Below are 18,370 nucleotides of genomic sequence, written 5' to 3'. Positions count from 1 at the left end.
TAGTGCAAAGTTACATTTTTTTCAGCAACTGGCTGAATTCGCTTAATATCATTGCTGTGGCTCCCCAGATAATGTATCCGTTGAAGTTGATGACAGGAACTTCCTTTCCGCCTGCACTCGGAAGTGCCATGATTTCCGGGGTATCAGAAAGGCTTAAAAAAGAAGTGATGGGGAATTCAATAACTTCTACTGCTTCGCTTTGCTGGAGAACAAAAGCAGGATTCTTTTTAGTATATGAAATATAAGTGTATACGTAAAAATTGCTTGGAGGAATATAAATAGGAGATAGATCTCTTATGATTCGTACATAATGTTTATCTATGCCTATTTCTTCCGATGTTTCCCGTACAGCTGTTTCTGCAAAATCTCTATCCATTTCCTCACGTTTTCCGCCGGGTAATGAAATCTGTCCGCTATGTCTGTCATGTTCATTGATGGTTCTTTGGATCAATGGAAAATACCATTCGTTGTCTTTCAGATACAAAACAATATTTACGGCTGCAAATTTGGGATTTTTTGCCAAGACTTCATCGTAGGTGAAAACGGGACGATAGGGAGGGGAGAATATTCCATGGGCATGTTCGCCGGGAAGCGCTATGCTTTTTATTTTTCGTAATAAATCTTTTCCAAAATTTTCCATAGCTCAAATTTAACAATATATCTTGAAGAAATAAGGGCCTTAACATTAATTAACCTATGATGGTGAACAGGATTTAGGAACGAAATACCATGAAGTACAAAAGATGGATAAGAGAACTCATATAGTGCATACTAAATTTTGATATATGGATGAATAGCGAAGAAACAGCGAACTTTGAATTTTAAAATGGATAAACAAAACGCGTTTAGCGTTCGGGACGGATAATCTGCTTTCATACCGTGTTTTTCCCTGGCCGAAATCGGTGACATACAGAATACCATAAATGGTGACATTAAGAACGGTAAACCGTGATTTTTAAAATTTACACTTTCATGGTGGTTTTTCACTTTGGGATAGCCTATACCTTTGTCATACTATTAACCAATTAATTTTATCAAAATGAAAAATTTACTTACAGGTGTATTTACACTATTGGCCATGAGTTTTGGTTTTGCTCAATCTAATATTGATGTAACAAGCCAAATCGGAAACTTAAATGTAGCTACTGTAGACCAGACAGGGCTTTTAAACATGAACTTCCTGACGCAGAATGGAAACCGGAATACGGCAGATATTGATCAGGTTGGAGCTTTCAACGTTAATACAGCTCAGAGTATAGGAAACAGAAACTCTGTAGATGTAGACCAGATAGGAATAGGAAACTCCAATAATGTGTTGCAGCAGGGAAACAGAAACTCAGCATCTACACTACAGATCGGATGGCTTAACTCTACGGATCAGACTCAGATCGGAAGAAGAAACGAAGCTTCATCAGTACAGGTTGGAATAGGTAATACCGCCGTTCAGTACCAGGATGGAAGAAGAAATGATGCCTCTTCTGTTCAGCTTGGAAATGGTAATACGGCTTATCAATATCAGCTGGGAAGAAGAAACGAAGCTAGTGGCCTTCAGGTGGGAGCCAATAACTTGCTTGTACAATATCAGGATGGTAATGATAATATGACAAGTCATGCTCAGCTTGGAAATGGCAACATAGCCGGAGTTGTTCAGCTTGGTGATGATAATACTGCTATGGGCTTGCAGGTTGGTAACAGCAATCAACTGTATCAGGTACAGATGGGAGACTCCAATACAGCAGTTGATTTACAGTTGGGTAACGGTAACTTTACCTGGGTGACTCAGACAGGGGATGCTCATGTTCACTTGGGTACTCAGATAGGTAACGGAAATTCTCTGGTAGTGAATCAGTCTAACTAGACCTTTCTCCATCTACTGTATATCTTAAAAATTGAAGGAGAAACTACAGGTTTCTCCTTTTTTTATCCAACTGAAATATACCCGGAAACCGTGAATTTTTAAAGTACCTGTTGGGTGTGTTTTTCCCGATTTCCGATTGATGTACCTTTAAATTATAAAAATTAATATCATGTCTAGCTTAGTATGGAGTGTATTGTTTTTCTTTATTCTGCTTCCCTTGTCTGCACAGGAGATTGATTGGAATAAAGTCAACAGCAATACAGTCTTCAATATCATTACGGAGCAGAATGCAGGAAGGGATCTCTATCATTCCAGTGTTATCCAGATAGGTGATTACAACAATGCAGAGCTGTTTCTGAATGCTAAATCCAATGTTGATATAAGGCAGTTGGGAGATTATAATACACTCTATTTTATCAATTCATTTACAGACAAAGAGACAAAGACCAGTGTTACCACTCAGGGAAATAATAACATTGTTGATATTACCGGAAGTAACAGTATTTCAGAAGGAATGCAGGTCAATGTGAAAGGAGACAACCGGACAATTTTCATGAGAAACTATTAAAAGCATAGATGATGAGACTTTTATATTCCACAAGTTTGTACACTTTTTTTATCTTCCTGTCGGTATTCGTATACGGGCAGGAGGATAGAAAAGTAAATGCCCGGCTGGAGCAGAGCTTTCTTGAAAATCAGATGAAGCTTAAAGCGGTGGCTGTGAACAACACTGCGGTTTACAAAGAGCTGAATTACCTTCTGGTATCGATCAAGAAAGGGGGCAGTGGAAACCTTTCCAAAAATCAGCAAAGTGGTAAATTTTCCATCAATCCGAATGAAGCAAAAGTATTGTCTGAAATCAATCTCAATCTTGACCCTCAGGATGCTTTGAAAGCTTTTCTTTATATCAGGGATGAGGAAACCCAGAAACTAATAGCAAAAGACAGTGTGGAACTTAATGGGGATCTTTTTAGAAAAAAATCAGCCAAAGTAGAAGAAGAGGCTGTTTTTGAGCTAAAAGGTCTTGCAATTGATGAGACCAAAACTAAGGTAGGGAAAGACTTTTATGACCTGTTTTACATGCAATACAATCAACAGCCCGATAAAAGCGGCAGTATTATTACCATTGCAGAGCTTCCCCTTCGTGGAACGAGCAGTCAGATCAATGTTCAGATAGATGATAAAGTGATCTATAGCTTTATGATCAATCCTTCAGAAGATTATTTAAAGGAACAACTTGCTTTTAGTTTAAAATATATCAAAGAGTTTAACGCAAAGAAAAATCTTATTAAAAATGAATTTATCTATTAAAAAAGTCCGTTATGAAAACTTTAACCATTATTTTGATTTTTGTTGCCGGTATTTTTTACGGAAAATCTCAGCAGCTCGTTTATAAACCGATCAATCCGGCATTTGGTGGAGATACTTTTAATTACCAATGGCTTTTGAGTTCAGCAAATGCACAAAATCAGTTTGATGAAAAAAATGATTACAGCAACCTGCTCGACCGTGTGAATTCTCTTGACAGTTTTACCCAAAGCCTCAACAGACAGGTTCTCAGTGAACTTTCAAGGAAATTGTTTGAAGACCAGTTTGGTGAAGGAAGTATAAAACCCGGAAATTATCTTTTCGGATCCCTTTACTTACAGGTTACAGCTACCAATCAGGGACTTTTGATCAATATTTTGGATACCAGTACTGGCGATCAGTCCGAGATCGTAATTCCAAAATAAAAATAATTTAAAAATGACTTACCATGAGAACTTACATTTACACCAGAATTTTTTTCTGTAGCTTCCTGCTATGTATTTTGCAGGCCTGTAGTTCTATCTTTGGCCTACCTTCGGATCCCGAAAAGCCAACGCTGGGAGAGGTTACTTCTTCTACCACAGAATTGAGAAACCTTCCTTTACCTAAAGAGAAAATCGTCATAGGAGTTTATAAATTCAGAGATCAGACAGGGCAGTATAAACCTTCTGAGAACGGAAACAACTGGAGTACGGCTGTACCCCAGGGCACTACAACAATTCTCATTAAGGCACTGGAAGACAGTCATTGGTTTATTCCGATCGAAAGAGAAAATATTGCGAATCTTCTTAATGAAAGACAAATCATCCGTTCTACCCGGCAGGAATATATCAAAGATGCCGATAAGAACAGCCAGGCATTGCCACCTCTTCTTTATGCCGGAATTCTTCTGGAAGGTGGTGTCATCTCTTATGACAGCAATATTTTAACAGGAGGGCTTGGTGCCAGATACTTTGGTATTGGGGCATCTACCCAATACCGCCAGGATAGAATCACCATTTACCTGAGAGCAGTTTCAACTCTCAATGGGGAAATCCTTAAAACGGTATATACTTCCAAAACTATTCTCTCAACAAGTGTAAACGGAAGCTTTTTCAGATATATCGATACGGAGAGACTTCTGGAAGCTGAAGTAGGACTTACTCAAAACGAGCCGGTACAGCTTGCAGTGACTGAAGCAATTGAGAAAGCTGTAAAATCCCTGATTATAGAAGGGGTCAGAGATCAAATATGGGGAAAAGCTATTGATGGTACTACAGGGTACCACGCTTTGATCAATGAATATAACCGGGAGCAGGAACAGAATAACGGAAGGGTAATTGGGAACAGATTTCCGGATAATTACAGAAAAAAGATGTCTGTATTTGCGAATGTTGAAGGGCAGAAAGTTCGTGATGATTATGTAAATCCTAAGATGAATATTGGAGGAAAAGTAGGCATGAAATATTTCCTTACCCCCAACTTTAATGTGGAGATCAATGGTAATTATTTCACACTGGAGAATGAGAATATTGTAAAAAGAAGCTATTTCGGCCCCGAAATCAATCTTGAATATTTACTTTTTCCCAAGTATAGATTTAGTCCTTATGTCTATGGGGGAGCGGGAGCCATGTATTCCAAATATAAACCTCAGTATAAAGGACAGTTTGGGGGAGGATTTGAATATATGATTGATCAAACGGTTTCTCTAAGGGCTTCTGCTCAATATGATCTTGGTTTCAAAGATAATTGGGAAGGATTTGTCAACGGAAAAAGAAAAGACCAGGCTTTGCGCTTCGCAATAGGAGTCAATTTTTACCTTGGAAACAAATAAAAACATGAATTATGAAAACTCTAATAAAAATACTCAGTATATGTATCCTTACGTTTTGTCTGTTTTCATGTAGTGAAGATCTTGTAGAGCAGGCCCAGACGGGGGTATTAAAAGGAAAAGTAGTGAAAAGGGGCAGCAATGTACCTATCCCTAATGTGAAAATTTTTACCAATCCAACGACACAGACCGTTTTCAGTGGAACCGATGGATCTTTTGAGATTGCAGCAATGCCGGTAGGTAATTATTCCGTAAAAGCGGAACTTTCCGGATATATTACAAATTTTCAGGCAGTCAATGTACAAAGTCAAAATCAGGTGGTTACGGTGGTCTTCGAAATGAGTGATGATACCTCACTGAACTCACCTCCTTCTACACCGCAGCTGCTAAGTCCGGTAGATAATGCGGTAAATCAGCCTTTAAGTGTTGAACTGACCTGGAATGCGACAGATCCGGATACAGCGGATGTTCTAAGGTATAGCCTGACCATTAAAAATAATCTTGACACGAATGTTATTCAGGTCAATGATCTCAAGGTCAATCACTATACACTCTCCAATTTGAAGTTTGGGGTAAGTTACTTCTGGCAGGTGTCTGTTTCGGACGGCATTCACCAGCCAGTTTTAAGCCAGATCAGTAAGTTTACCACCAACTCAGTTCCTGTCAACAGATATCATTACGTACAGAAGCAGAACGGTAATTTCGTGATCATATCAAGTGACGGGCAGGGCAACAGCTTTCAGTTTACCAATTCCTCTTACAACAGTTGGAGGCCACGGAAAAATAACAATGCAGGGCTGATAGCATTTCTAAGAACAGAAGGTGGTAGTACCCATCTTTATACAGCCAATCCTGACGGTTCTAATGCTTTTAAGGTGACTACCGTGGCCGCAGCAGGTTTCAATAATTATGAAATTGATTTCTCATGGAGTACAAATGGTCAGGAAATTATTTATTCCAATTTCAATAAACTGTACAGGATCAATAAAGATGGAAGCGGCCTGAATCTGATCTATACAACTCCGGATGGAAGCATGATTTCTGAATGTGACTGGAGCTATGACGGAAGTAAAATAGCACTGAAAACCAATGATTATAGTGGTTATAATACGAAGATCTATATTATTGATACCACTGGGAATATAATAAAAACAGTATTGTCCGGAACTTCCGGGGCCAGTGGTGGATTGAATTTTTCTGTGGACGGGCAGCTGCTTCTGTTTACCCGGGATATTTCAGGGTATATGGATGGAAGTGGAAATTATCGTCAGCTGGACTCCCATATTTTTATCTATAACCTGACAAATAATGTCATTAGTGATATTTCTGCTGAAAGCGAAAAACCAATGGGAACCAATGATCTTGACCCACGATTTTCACCGAATAATGCACAGGTGGTTTTTATGAATACTTCCAATGACAATATTTCTCAGAGAAATGTAATGGTAATTGATCTGAATAGCAATATGACAGATCTTTCAAGAACTCAGCTTTTCAGTAACGGAGAAATGCCTGATTACGAATAAAACAGTTTATAGTCAATTTTAGTGATGAGAGACCGGAACAAAGGTTTAAAGTTCCAGGCTTTAAGTCAAACCTTTCTGGTCGGAATATACTGATCTGCAGTTTCTGACTTCCGGTCATCTCATTTTTGATTATGATGTAACGATAGTTTATTTAGAAAATGTTCGTTTGTACAGAAAATTCCGGACCGCAGGTCCGGAATTTTCTGTACAAACGAACTGATTATATTTAGTCGATAATATGATTTTCAATAGCATATTTTACGATACCTACAGAGTTTTTGGCATTAAGTTTTAAGAGAATCCTTTTTCGGTGGGTTTCCACAGTGTTGATACTGATGAAGAGTTTTTCTGAGATGTCTTTGCTGCTGAAGCCGTCGCAGATGAGTTTTAGGATTTCCATTTCACGGCGGGTGAGAGAATCCTTGATGTGATGACCCTTTTTTCCATGTTCATTACTGATGAAACTGATCATTCTTTCCTTTGCATGATCACAGATATAAATTTCGTTGGATAGCAGAACGCTAATGGATTTCAGAAATTCATCATATGTACAGTTTTTATCAAGATAACTTTTGATTCCTTTATTGAAGAGTTTCCGGATGTCTATCACATCATAACAGTTACCGATAATAATGATTTTGATGTGTTTATTCTCGGAGGTGATGCTTTCTACAGATTTGTATAATTCTGTAAGCATCAGCATATTTGAACTCATGACAAGGATTTCAGGAGGTTCATCTTTTAAATGCCTGGAGAGAGCTTCTAAAGAATTACAAATATCAATTGTATTGAAGATTCTGCTCTGAGTAAGGAGTTTTGATAACCCCTCAGTGTAAAGCATGTGCTCGTCAAAAATGGTTAATCTTGGCTTCATCATGGTTTGTTTTGTTTATATAAAAATATAAAAAAAACTTTATATTTAGAAGAAAATAAGTATGTATTTTTAATTTTTAATATATTTATTAATAATAAAAAGTTATTTTTGTTGATTTTTTATTAAATAAATCTCTTTCTGTTGATTTTTGATCTAGAAAATTAGAGTTATTGTTATTAAATGATTGTTTTTCAGTGTGTTTTTAAATATATTTTTCATTGTAAAATTATTTAACTAACACAGTAGGGATATGTTTCACCTGGAAATTAATAGAATTGGCAATGAAGCAATATTTGTTGGCTTTGTGATGAAGCTCTTTTGCCTTTTCAACCATTGATTCTTCTGCTACTTTCACCATAGGATGTAAAGTTACTTCTGTAAAATGTCCACTTCCATTAGTTGTTTCTTCCATTATTCCAGTCGCTTCATCGGTATACTCTGTGACAATAATTTCAGCTTCGGAGCAAAAATGAAGATACCAAAGCATATGACATGACGACAGTGAAGAAAGAAACATCTCTTCAGGATTATATTTCGTTTTATCCCCTCTGAAAGAAGGATCTGACGAACCCTCAATACTCATTTTATTTTCTACAGAAATGGTATGACTTCTTTCGTAATCTCTATAACTGCTGGTTCCGGTTCCTTTATTGCCGGTCCATTGAATCATGGTTTTGTAATGGTGGTTTTTCATACTATAAAGATAAAAGATAAAAGATAAAAGATAAAAGATAAAAGATAAAAGATAAAAGATAAAAGATAAAAGATAAAAGATAAAAGATCTTGCCGCTAAAGTTCAATATTTGCTTGGCTGGATCAATAGGGGTGGGCTTTAGCCCACCATAAAAAAATAAAAAACTCCATTGGCTTCAGCCAAAACTTATTCCCAAATCCTTACACTGTTGATTCTTACGGAAGAGAATAACAAAAAAACTCCGGTAAAACCAGAGTTTTCAATGATTAATTCTTAATAAATTTCTTTGTGACGCTATTTCCATTTTCAAAGATGAATTTTGCGATATAAATCCCTTTTAATAATTCTGAAATGCTTGTAACATTACCCTGTAGGGTTTTTACCATTTTTCCGGTGAGAGAATAAATCTCAATCTTATTTACTTTTTCTTTTGACTGGTAAACAAGATTTTGATGAATCGGATTTTCCAATGAAAGATTAATATGGGTTTTTGCAATGTCAGAGGTTGCCAACGTTGGCGTATTCAATAAAAACTTTAAAATATGAGTTCCTCTTCCTGCAATGATCGTACTATTATCTATGACCATATCGCCAATACCATCCGAACTTGAAGTGGTTTCTGAATAATAATTGAATAAGGGGTCTACAGACCCTGTGGGAGTGAGCTTGGAAATGAAAAATGTTTCTCCGTTTGAACCAGTCTGGCCGGCTATAAAATAACTGCCATTATTTTCCATTACCGAAGACATGTTTGTGATTGTAAAAGGATATGAATTATCCGGGTTAAATACAAAAGAATTGTCATAGATTCCATTGGGAGTAATTCTAAATATTTCATTATTGATATTACTGCAAAGAATATTGTTATCACTATCCATAAAAACTGTTCCTACCATTCCGGGGCTATTAGTGAAAACCAGAACTCCATTGTTTCCAAAGCTTGTCAGAGGTTGCCCGTTACTGTTATATTTTTCCATTCCTCCATTAGGATAGGTTATATTGGCGTTAGTATTACTGTAATTGGTGATAAGACTTACAATATTTGATTGATTATCTAAAAATATAAAGTTTCCCATAGTCTTTATAGATCCATTATTTCCAAATGTGCTGTCAATACTCCCGTCATTGTTGAGCCTGTAAACACTCTTATAAAAATTAGAAGGACCATTAATGGACATACCATAGATAATGATCTTATTATTTTGAAGATACAGGCCATAGCCAACACTATTGAAATCTGTTAAGACATTTGAAACCTCTGAAATACCATTCATTCCAAATGTAGTATCAAGCTGTCCATTGGAGGTAATTCTGGCAATGGCAGCACCATCAGTATTGAACCCCATCACCAAAAGCTTACCGTCTGGCTGCTTGGTGAGTTGGCTGTCTACGGGAGTAAAATAATTGCTGATTACTATTTCTCCGTTATTGCCGAAAGAAGAGTCTACAGTTCCATTAGAGTTAAGTTTTGAAATAACACATTCAGGGGTGCCTGGAGAGGAGTTCTCTCTGGCATAAGTGAAATAGACACTATTATCAGAGTTCTTAATTATTTTAGTTTTGTAATTGTTATCGCTGCCCGTGATAGCATATTTTCCGTTTGAAGCAAAACTGTTGTCATAGGAAACAATCTGTGCAGACACACTTTGAATCATCAAAATGCATGGTAATAATAAGTTTTTGATCATTGTATTTAATTTAAAAGTTTTAATGGTATACCGTTTTTCAGAGCAGGTCTTTATCAGGCATTTTGCTTCAGCAGAATACCCGAAAAACAGAAGCTTTTTGAAAATAGTCTAATGTCCTTTTCGTTCTGGTTATAGAATGAAAGTGATTATTGGGGGATCATTAAGTAATAGAGTAGAAGATTCCGAGTATGCGGAATCGTTATAAGCGAATTTTTTTTCATTTATTTGATTTTTGTGTTGTTGCAAATATAATAAAAAACCTTCAGTAAAAACTGAAGGTTTAAATTTTGTCTTAATTAGAGAATTCTATCAATTCTTCTTTTTTTGCATTGTAGATTTTATATTCTAAATATTTAAAAGAATCCCTTGGTACGATGGTTACCCACTTTTTGTATTTGATAAACCATTTCATCTGGATACTTTTGATGCCTTTAGTTAAATAGGCTTCTACAAACGGGTGTACATGCAGGTAGATTTTTCCTTTTTCTTTCTGCAGGATATTTCTTAAGGTTTCACCCATTCTTTCCACGATTACGATCGGAGCTACAATTTCTCCGTCTTTATTCGGGTTTTCTTCTTTGGTTTCGATCTGTTTTTCCGGACGGTTTCTTTGTCTGGTAATCTGGATCAGTCCAAATTTACTTGGAGGAAGTATTTTGTGGCGGGCTTTGTCGCGCTTCATTTCCTCTTTAAGGTGTTCATAGAGATCTCTTCTATGTTCAGAATTCGGCATATCGATGAAGTCGATCACAATGATCCCTCCCATATCACGGAGACGAAGCTGTCTTGCGATTTCGGTAGCTGCCATTTTGTTCACTTTCAGTGCGTGTTCTTTGTTGACGGCGGTTCCGGTAGTGATATTATTTCCGGAGTTGACGTCTACCACGTGAAGTGCTTCTGTGTGTTCAATAACAAGATAAGCGCCTTTGGAACTTGGAATGTTTACGTGCTTTCCGAAGCTCTGTTTAAGCTGTTTTTCAACATTGTAATATTCCAGAAGTGGAATATGAGAATCATAAAACTGGACAATATTTTTCTTTTCAGGAGCAATTACTTCAATGTAATTTTTCATCTCGCTCACCATCTGCTCATCATCACAGATAATATTAACGAAATCCTGATTAAAATTGTCTCTTAAAATAGCTGAAGCTTTGTCTTCTTCGCTTAAAACTTTAGATGGAACCTTATTTTTCTGGATATTTTTAAAAGTGCTTTCCCATTTCTGAACCAGCTGGTTCATATCATTGTGAAGGTCTGCCACTTTTTTCCCCTCGGCCACTGTTCTGATGATGACACCGAAGCCTTCCGGTTTGATACTGTCAATCAGGGTTCTCAGTCTTTCTTTCTCCTCAGAACTTCTGATCTTTTTAGAAATTGAAACCTTATTGTCGAAAGGAATCAGTACCAGAAAACGTCCTGTCAGAGAGATTTGAGTTGAAATTCTAGGGCCTTTTGTAGAAATAGGTTCTTTGGTGATCTGCAAAAGAACAAGATCGTCCTTTGCAATAACCTTATCTACGGTTCCGTTTTTGTCTATTTCGGGTTGTATCTCGAAATTCTTTAAGCTCGAAGTGCTTTGTTTTTTAGAAATAGTATCTTTTAAAAACTTTCTGTATGTAAGATATTGGGGACCCAGATCCTGATAATGCAGGAATGCATCTTTGTCATATCCGATGTTGACGAAGGCTGCATTCAGATTGGGAGCCAGTTTTTTTACTTTTCCTATAAACAGATCTCCAACTATAAAATCGCTTTTGTCTTCTTGCTCATGAAGTTCACATAGTCTTCCGTCTTCCAGCAGTGCAATCTTTGTAAGATCATCTTCATGCGAAACTATTAGTTCTTTCTTCATTTTGTTATAAGATAAAATTGTTAAGATTATAGGAAATGGATATTGTTCTTGATTAATTCATCTATTAAATATAAGGATTTTGAACGAAAACCATTATATTTTTATTAAAATAATATTTGAAACCATCCGTTTTCCGCGGAATCTTATAGTTGCAAACAAAAATATAGTCGGTGAACTTTAAAAATTTAAAACCACCAACTATATTATTATATTGTAAATCTCGAGAAGAAGAGATTATTTTTTCTTATGTCTGTTCGCTCTTCTTCTTTTCTTTCTTTTGTGAGTCGCAACCTTGTGTCTTTTTCTTTTCTTTCCGCTTGGCATAATTTTAATTTTTTAGTAACTAGTTAATATTCAGTTAATGTTCTTATTTTACTGCAACTTTAGTTTTTACTTTCTCTACAAATGATTTTGAAGGTTTGAAAGCAGGAATGTTATGAGCAGGAATTTCAATTGCAGTATTCTTAGAAATATTTCTTCCTGTTTTAGCAGCTCTTGTTTTAATGATAAAAGATCCAAAACCTCTCAGATAAACGTTATCCCCATTATACATAGAAGTTCTGATCTCCTGCATAAAAGCTTCTACAACTTTCTGTGTTTCATTCTTTTCTGTTCCCAACTTATTTGAGATGGTGTTTACCAATTCTGCCTTTGTCATTTCCTTATTTTAATTTTAAATTTTAGGTGTGCAAATTTAGTTAAAAAAATTGAATACTAGCAAATTAGTGGCAAAATATTTTTATTCAGATACTTGAGGTTTTAATGTATACACTATATTAAGGATGCCTCAGAAGAATTTAACAATTTAATAATCTGGCCCTGTGCCCAAGGGAATTCCTATAGGATCGAAATTTGAAAAATACCTGTGATATAAAGCAATACAGAAGATTTTATCTCTGGAATTCTATATTCCGAAACCTTTATTTGTCTTCAGTCATTTTTTTAATTCTGAATTTAAAATCCGGAATCAATTAATTTCTACATACTGGAATTATAATATCCGTTTTCCACACAAAAACGGATCAGATGGAGCTTGGTTTTCAATCCGAGTTTTTCTGTAAGACGGTTAATATAAGTGTCAATAGTTCTTGCACTCAGGTTAAGCTTTTCTGCAATCTCTTTATTGCTGAAACCTTCATAGCAGAACCGCATCAGCTGAATTTCTGCAGGAGACAATTCTTCCTGTCCCTTCTTTTGCCGGTCCATATACTCCTGTACGGCTAGGGGCTGCTGTTCCCATTCTTTAGAATAGGCTTGATAATCAAATTCTTCAGAGGCAATACTTCCTTTAATGATGTCCTTGATGATGTTGCTTTTCTTCTCGCAATAATAGATATTAGGAATCCTGGATAAGATTTCTGCCATATCCTCCTGATAGGTGCCGGAGTAGGTCACAATAGGGGTTTCCGTATTGTTTTTTCTGATGTATTTGATGGCTTCAATCCCGCTCAATACCGGCATAAACAATTCGATGATGAACACATCCTCCTGCCTTCTGTAGATTCTGTTTACAAGCTCGTGCCCGTTGTTGCAATCATTCAGAAGCATATAAAAAGGGTTCTCCATCAGCGTTTTGATCATTATTTTTTTAAAATAAAAATCACTGTCAGCAATCGAGAAACGCACGGTATTAGATAATATTTTACTCATTTTCAATATCGATTTGGCGAATGATATTTAAAATTTAGAGGCCTAATTTATGAAAAACTTATGAAAGGGGAAATTAATATTAATTTAATCAGGGTTTTTCCGAAACCGCTCTGGGGAAATTACGTATTGTGCATAAAATTTTTTTTTTATATTTTCACAGGCCAAACAAATCGCAAATTATGTCTTCGAACAGGGAAAAAAAATTAAACAAATCTGACGTAAGAATAGGCATTTGGAAGTTTATTCTGTCTTTTGCCGTTTTGTCGGTAGTATCATTCGCATGTCTATTTCTCTTCTTTAAGAGTTATGATATACAACGGGAAGGGATCAGTAAAGAGTCTGAAGCCTATAAAGAATTGATGCTCCGAAGCGACGTGCTGAAAAATCATGTTGACGAAATCTACGAAAAAATGGCCCAGCTTAGTCTTAATAAGGTGGAGAATGAGGTTTTTCTCAGAACCAGTATTATGGATAACGTAAGAGATGCTAAAAATATTATGGGGAAAGACAGTACCCAGAATTTTAAGCATTACGCTGTGCTGATGAAACAAATAGAACCTATGTTGAAGCTAAAAGCTGACATCATGGTGGTGGAATCTAGAAAAAAAATAGCCAAAAGGGATCTTGAAGACTGTATGAATAAAGTAAACAGAGCCAATACTGAACTTAGAAAAGACCCTACAAGAAATTTTACAGGAACTAAAAGAAGAAGATAAAAAGAAAAGATATGCAAGGACAAATCACATTATCTAAAAAAGAAAGGCATTATCAGTTTTTTTACCTGATCCTTATGCTGGTGGCTGCTATGCTGTTTTTAGGCATTATTTTTCTGAAAGGATTTGTATCCCCTTTTTCTGATGAAGATGTAAGAGGAATTCAGAATCTGGAACAGAAAGCTGAATTTGAAAAGCACCAAAAGGTTGTTTTACCTATCATGGACAGTACTTATACGATGATCACCAAACTTACGAGTGACGGTCCACAGCCTTTTGCCGAAAATAATATCCAGCTGGGAGTCAATGATCTGAACAGTTATTTCAGCAATAATGAGATTATTGACATCCGAAAAGACGCTTATCCTCAGATTGCCAAATTTTACAAAATGTATTTTGATGACAAAAAGGTAATTGCAACCACCACAGAAGATATTAAAATCTTTGAGAAGCAGGTGGATGATTGCAGAATCGGATATAAAGACAAGCAGAATAAAATCTACGAACGCGAAAAAGATCTCAAATCAAGAACGCAGTAGGTAAAGAATGGAAATACTAGGAACTATAAATAAAACACATCACAATTATTAACTATGAATTATTTTCAAAAGAACAAAAAGAACATTATTATTGGTGTTATAGCAACATTGCTCATTGCAGCACTGGTTGCTCTGTGGCTGCAGAAAAAGGTGATTCACTCTGCCGATGATATTGTTGGGGTAGTTTACCCGTCTTCATTGGCGGTAGGAGATACGCTTTTATTTGAAGATAAAACCCAATTTGCAAAGACCAAAAGATGGAATTTCGGAGACGGTACAACTTCTGATAAAAACAGAGGAATACACTTTTACAACAAACCGGGATATTACCAGGTAAGTTTGATCATAGACAACAAGTATACGAAATCCTTCCCGGTAATGGTAAATGCAAGAAGCATCCAGAGAGGAAAAGATACAGCACAGATCAAAACAACGATTGAAGCGCCGGCGCAGGCTATGCAAAATGAAAACGTAACTTTCCGTGCCGTTTCAGAAGCCAAGAAGTTTGCATGGAAATTCGGAGAAACCGGAGGTACAGATTCCAAAGAAAAATTTGCTATCTATTCTTATAAACAGCCGGGAGACTATCTGGTAACCTTGCTTACAGAAGAAAATGAGAATCCTATTTACCACCGTATCAAAATTATTCGTGCATATGATCCTATTGCTGAAGAGGAAGTATCTGTAGAAGATTCTTATGCCAAAATAGATAATGATTTCAAATATCACCTGCAGCAGATTGCTAACGGAAACAGCTTCAATATGCATTACAATTACCTGCTGAAGACTTATCTGTGTAACAATGAAAATACAGTGGTAAAAGTAAATGACAGTAAGGTAAACAATTTCTATATGTATTGTGCAGGTCTTCAGTTTGACAAAAATACAGTGATTCAGACTGTAAAGGTGAATTTCGATGATACACAGAACTGTGTAACCAAAGTAGATATTAATCAAAGCAAATAATACCGTCCGGTCTTCCGGATGCGCCAATCATAAAAAGATAAAATAGGATGAAAAATAAATTTCCTCTAGCAGCATATTATATAGGGTTATCAGTATTACTGACGAGTTGCCAGGTAAAGCTTCCGTCTAAGAAAACCCCGGAGCCTTCTCAATATGGCCAGGTAGATAATTCTCCTGTAGTCAACGGATACCCTAAAAAATCCGTGCCATGGATCGTTGTTTCAGACCGCTCAAGAAATACAGCTTATCTGGATAAAGATGACGAGAAGTCATATAAAGAAGTGAAATTCTTAGAACCTTTAATGGTTTTAAAACACAGAGACGGAATGGTGAAGGTTGCAGAATACGTTCCTGATGCTTTAATGAAAAAAGTTTCATCAAAGTCTATCAAGACTTATGGCTGGATCCCTGAATCTGATCTGCTTCTTTGGAGCAACTCCTTAAAAAATGAAAAAACAGGGTATCCTGTAAGAGTAGCGGTAGTGCCTAACAATAGTGAAGTGATCAAAAGCGCTGAAAGGTACTACAAAAATGACTCGATCATGGTGTTCAACTCACCGAGCCTTATTGAAACAGCCAATGTGAAAATCCCTAACGGGCAGATGGTATATGTGTACAAACAGGCTGAAAATAACAAAAGATTTTTAGTAGGGAAAAAACCTTCTATTGATATAGACAGCATCGGTACCAGCCTTTACGGATGGGTGAGTTCCAACGTGATCTCAGCATGGGGAGAACGTTCTGCTATAAAACTAAAAAATACAACAGGGATCAATGAAACGACCTTAGGAATCCATGAAGGATATCCAGGTGGATCAGGATCAGATGCTGATAATAAAACGGCCATTCTTCTTACGGATGTCAACAAGAGACCTCCATTGGAGAATATTTTCCCTGTAAACCTTGCCTTAGAAGGAACTCCTACTCTGGATACCAAAACAAAATACTTTACGAATATTTTAGACTATAGTAAAAACTATGTATTCAACGTTTTAGGAGAAGAAATTTATTTTGACCGTTATAAAGAAATTACGGAGAGAGATAAAAATATCAATATCGTTTTTGCATTAGATATAAGTGCTGCCAATGCTCCTTATGCTCCTATTGTAAAATCATTATTACAGGATCTGCAGCTGAGATTCGAAAAACCTTCTTACTTCAGTACCGTAAAGTATGGAGTTGTTTTATATAAAAACAATTCATGTGGAAATAATGTTGCAGTTTCCAACCTGAGTACAGACTATAGTAAGATCACGGCATTCATTAATCAGAAGACCAATGAAATGAACTGTCCGAGCAACAACGGATACCAGCCGGTAGGAGAAGCTCTTTCTGCAGCCGGAAACCTTCTTTCAAATGTTCCTGATGAAACCAATATTGTAGTGACGGTGGGGACTTCTGCCAGCCAGAGCGGAAATATGTACAGTGTGATAAGCTCCCTTACACAGGCGCAGGCAAGGCTGATTATGTTCCAGACCAATGCAAGATCATCAGATAACTACAATGACTTCGTATTGATGGCGGAGAATGTGGTGACCAATACTGCAAAAAATATTGCAGAGCTTAAAAAACAAAAGATCATTAATCAAAATGATGTTCTTACCAAGAATAACTTCAGCCTTGTGGAAGGAGACGAAGGATTCTTCTCATTGGCATATCCTAAGCAGAGTATGTCTCAGGGATTTGTTATCTTCCCTAAAAAAGGAGATGTTGCCACTCCGGGATTCCTTAAGAAGTCTGTAGACAGTCTTATTGCACAGGTTACCCTGGATAATCAGAATATAGATAAATCGCTTAATGATTATTTCCATTCTTCCGTAGGAGCGGGTAAAACAGATGTTGATTTAAAATATAAATACCTGTATCCGGGGCTTACAAACCCTGTTTCTGCAGGAATTGCAGCGCAGCTGATCAACTATAGCAGCCCATTCCTGGTGAAAGGATATATTCCAAAAGACCTGAAAGAATATACACCGGCCATTGAAAAAGGAATTCTTATTTCAGAAACAGAATATGATAATCTGAAAGCATTCTATACCGAAGTGTATAAGAATACTGAAGCTGATCGTCCGAATTTCAGCCAGGCAAAAGCCATAAAAGAATATGTGAAATTGCTGAAAAAATACAATCCAACAATCAGGTTCCTGGATAAAGGGGCGCTTTATGAGCTTCCGATGTCTTATGCTATAGGAATCAGTACAGGGTTCGATCTTTCAGAAGAAGAACTGATGGCTAAGTATAAACTGAAAGGATGGAAAAAATCAAAAGTTGTTCCTAGTGAAACGGTAAGAAATTACTTCCACCATTATAAGGATCTGGCAGACAGAATGCTTGCCAACAGAAACAATCCTGCTGTGAAGATCCAGCAGAACGGGCAAACCTTCTACTGGCTTAACGAATACTTTACCCCAACAAGAATTCCAACAGAACAGCCGGAATATACTAAACATTAATTTTAGTTTTTATAATATCAAAAGCAGGAGTGAGAACTTCTGTTTTTTTTTGTGAATAAATGAGTTATTTTGGAAAGATAAGAGCCATAGGGTATAAGTTTGTTTTAAAATTTCATCCCGGAGAACTTTTGAAGTTCATTATACCAAAATATGAAGATGAAAGGTTAGAGGTTTGAGCCGAAAAATAAGAAATTTATTGAGGGTAATCATTAAGTTTTAAGGGTGAATTTTACACTTTAAACCGCCTGTATTTCTCTTTTAAGTGTAAAAAATGGTTTTATCTAGAATTTGGGAAATAATTTAAAATACTGTATTCATGGTAGTTGTGTGTAGGCTTATAAATCTAATGTCGTAGAATTACGACAAGAAATCGTAGAACTACTACAAATTTTCAGATTTATGCCGAAAAGTTTTTTTTAGAAAAAAAGACCCTCTATAT

General features: G+C 36.4%; 17 protein-coding genes. 10 read left to right on the top strand and 7 right to left on the bottom strand.

What is annotated here, in order from left to right; all coding sequences use genetic code 11:
- Nucleotides 1–10: 10 nt before the first annotated feature.
- Entirely contained in the window at nt 11–640 is a 630-nt protein-coding gene (locus AC106K_RS16920; protein WP_482446641.1) for an NUDIX hydrolase, read from the bottom strand.
- Nucleotides 641–1,039: 399 nt separating this feature from the next.
- Between AC106K_RS16920 and AC106K_RS16915 the strand changes: the two genes are divergently transcribed.
- The 6 genes from AC106K_RS16915 (at nt 1,040) to AC106K_RS16890 (ending at nt 6,502) form a co-directional block, all read left to right on the top strand.
- Nucleotides 1,040–1,858: a hypothetical protein gene (locus tag AC106K_RS16915; protein WP_482446640.1), complete on the top strand. Its 819-nt coding sequence runs from the start codon at nt 1,040–1,042 to the stop codon at nt 1,856–1,858.
- Nucleotides 1,859–2,027: 169 nt separating this feature from the next.
- On the top strand, nt 2,028–2,426 hold the full coding sequence (locus AC106K_RS16910) for a hypothetical protein (RefSeq protein ID WP_482446639.1): 399 nt from the start codon (nt 2,028–2,030) through the stop codon (nt 2,424–2,426).
- Between the two features lie 8 nt (nt 2,427–2,434).
- The gene (locus AC106K_RS16905) at nt 2,435–3,169 is read left to right on the top strand and encodes a CsgE family curli-type amyloid fiber assembly protein (protein WP_482446638.1); all 735 of its coding nucleotides are present in this window, start codon (nt 2,435–2,437) and stop codon (nt 3,167–3,169) included.
- An 11-nt stretch (nt 3,170–3,180) separates the two neighbouring features.
- The gene (locus tag AC106K_RS16900) at nt 3,181–3,591 is read left to right on the top strand and encodes a curli production assembly/transport component CsgF (protein ID WP_482446637.1); all 411 of its coding nucleotides are present in this window, start codon (nt 3,181–3,183) and stop codon (nt 3,589–3,591) included.
- Between the two features lie 23 nt (nt 3,592–3,614).
- Nucleotides 3,615–4,979, top strand: a complete 1,365-nt coding sequence (locus tag AC106K_RS16895) for a CsgG/HfaB family protein (RefSeq protein ID WP_482446636.1) — start codon at nt 3,615–3,617, stop codon at nt 4,977–4,979.
- An 11-nt stretch (nt 4,980–4,990) separates the two neighbouring features.
- Nucleotides 4,991–6,502 carry a carboxypeptidase-like regulatory domain-containing protein gene (locus AC106K_RS16890; RefSeq protein ID WP_482446635.1) on the top strand — a complete coding sequence of 504 codons (1,512 nt, stop codon included), beginning with the start codon at nt 4,991–4,993 and terminating at the stop codon, nt 6,500–6,502.
- Nucleotides 6,503–6,728: 226 nt separating this feature from the next.
- Here AC106K_RS16890 and AC106K_RS16885 read toward each other — a convergent pair whose 3' ends face one another.
- The 6 genes from AC106K_RS16885 to AC106K_RS16860 all read right to left on the bottom strand — a co-directional run bounded on the left by AC106K_RS16885 (nt 6,729) and on the right by AC106K_RS16860 (nt 13,260).
- Nucleotides 6,729–7,379 (bottom strand): response regulator transcription factor, encoded by a 651-nt coding sequence (locus AC106K_RS16885; protein ID WP_482446634.1) that lies wholly within the window; start codon nt 7,377–7,379, stop codon nt 6,729–6,731.
- Nucleotides 7,380–7,602: 223 nt separating this feature from the next.
- The gene (locus AC106K_RS16880; RefSeq protein ID WP_482446633.1) at nt 7,603–8,070 is read right to left on the bottom strand and encodes an OsmC family protein; all 468 of its coding nucleotides are present in this window, start codon (nt 8,068–8,070) and stop codon (nt 7,603–7,605) included.
- A 266-nt stretch (nt 8,071–8,336) separates the two neighbouring features.
- Complete coding sequence (locus AC106K_RS16875; RefSeq protein WP_482446632.1) at nt 8,337–9,758, bottom strand: T9SS type A sorting domain-containing protein; 1,422 nt, start codon at nt 9,756–9,758, stop codon at nt 8,337–8,339.
- Nucleotides 9,759–10,050: 292 nt separating this feature from the next.
- Nucleotides 10,051–11,610 carry an Rne/Rng family ribonuclease gene (locus tag AC106K_RS16870; RefSeq protein WP_482446631.1) on the bottom strand — a complete coding sequence of 520 codons (1,560 nt, stop codon included), beginning with the start codon at nt 11,608–11,610 and terminating at the stop codon, nt 10,051–10,053.
- Nucleotides 11,611–11,977: 367 nt separating this feature from the next.
- Entirely contained in the window at nt 11,978–12,268 is a 291-nt protein-coding gene (locus AC106K_RS16865) for an HU family DNA-binding protein (protein WP_002984212.1), read from the bottom strand.
- 320 nt (nt 12,269–12,588) lie between these two features.
- Nucleotides 12,589–13,260 (bottom strand): LuxR C-terminal-related transcriptional regulator, encoded by a 672-nt coding sequence (locus AC106K_RS16860; protein ID WP_482446630.1) that lies wholly within the window; start codon nt 13,258–13,260, stop codon nt 12,589–12,591.
- Between the two features lie 179 nt (nt 13,261–13,439).
- On the opposite strand from AC106K_RS16860, the gene tssO reads away from it, so the two are divergent.
- From tssO to tssR, 4 genes are read left to right on the top strand one after another with little or no spacing between them, the layout of a single operon-like run.
- Complete coding sequence (gene tssO / locus AC106K_RS16855) at nt 13,440–13,976, top strand: type VI secretion system TssO (RefSeq protein ID WP_482446629.1); 537 nt, start codon at nt 13,440–13,442, stop codon at nt 13,974–13,976.
- Nucleotides 13,977–13,987: 11 nt separating this feature from the next.
- Entirely contained in the window at nt 13,988–14,512 is a 525-nt protein-coding gene (locus AC106K_RS16850) for a type VI secretion system transmembrane protein TssO (protein WP_047098541.1), read from the top strand.
- A gap of 54 nt (nt 14,513–14,566) precedes the next feature.
- Nucleotides 14,567–15,478 (top strand): PKD domain-containing protein, encoded by a 912-nt coding sequence (locus AC106K_RS16845; RefSeq protein WP_047098542.1) that lies wholly within the window; start codon nt 14,567–14,569, stop codon nt 15,476–15,478.
- A gap of 47 nt (nt 15,479–15,525) precedes the next feature.
- Nucleotides 15,526–17,931 carry a type VI secretion system protein TssR domain-containing protein gene (tssR, locus tag AC106K_RS16840; protein ID WP_482446628.1) on the top strand — a complete coding sequence of 802 codons (2,406 nt, stop codon included), beginning with the start codon at nt 15,526–15,528 and terminating at the stop codon, nt 17,929–17,931.
- The last annotated feature ends 439 nt before the right edge of the window (nt 17,932–18,370 follow it).

Source organism: Chryseobacterium sp. FR048, from assembly GCF_056844665.1.
Note: the sequence above shows the minus strand (reverse complement) of the source record. Positions and strands in the feature narration are given on the sequence as shown.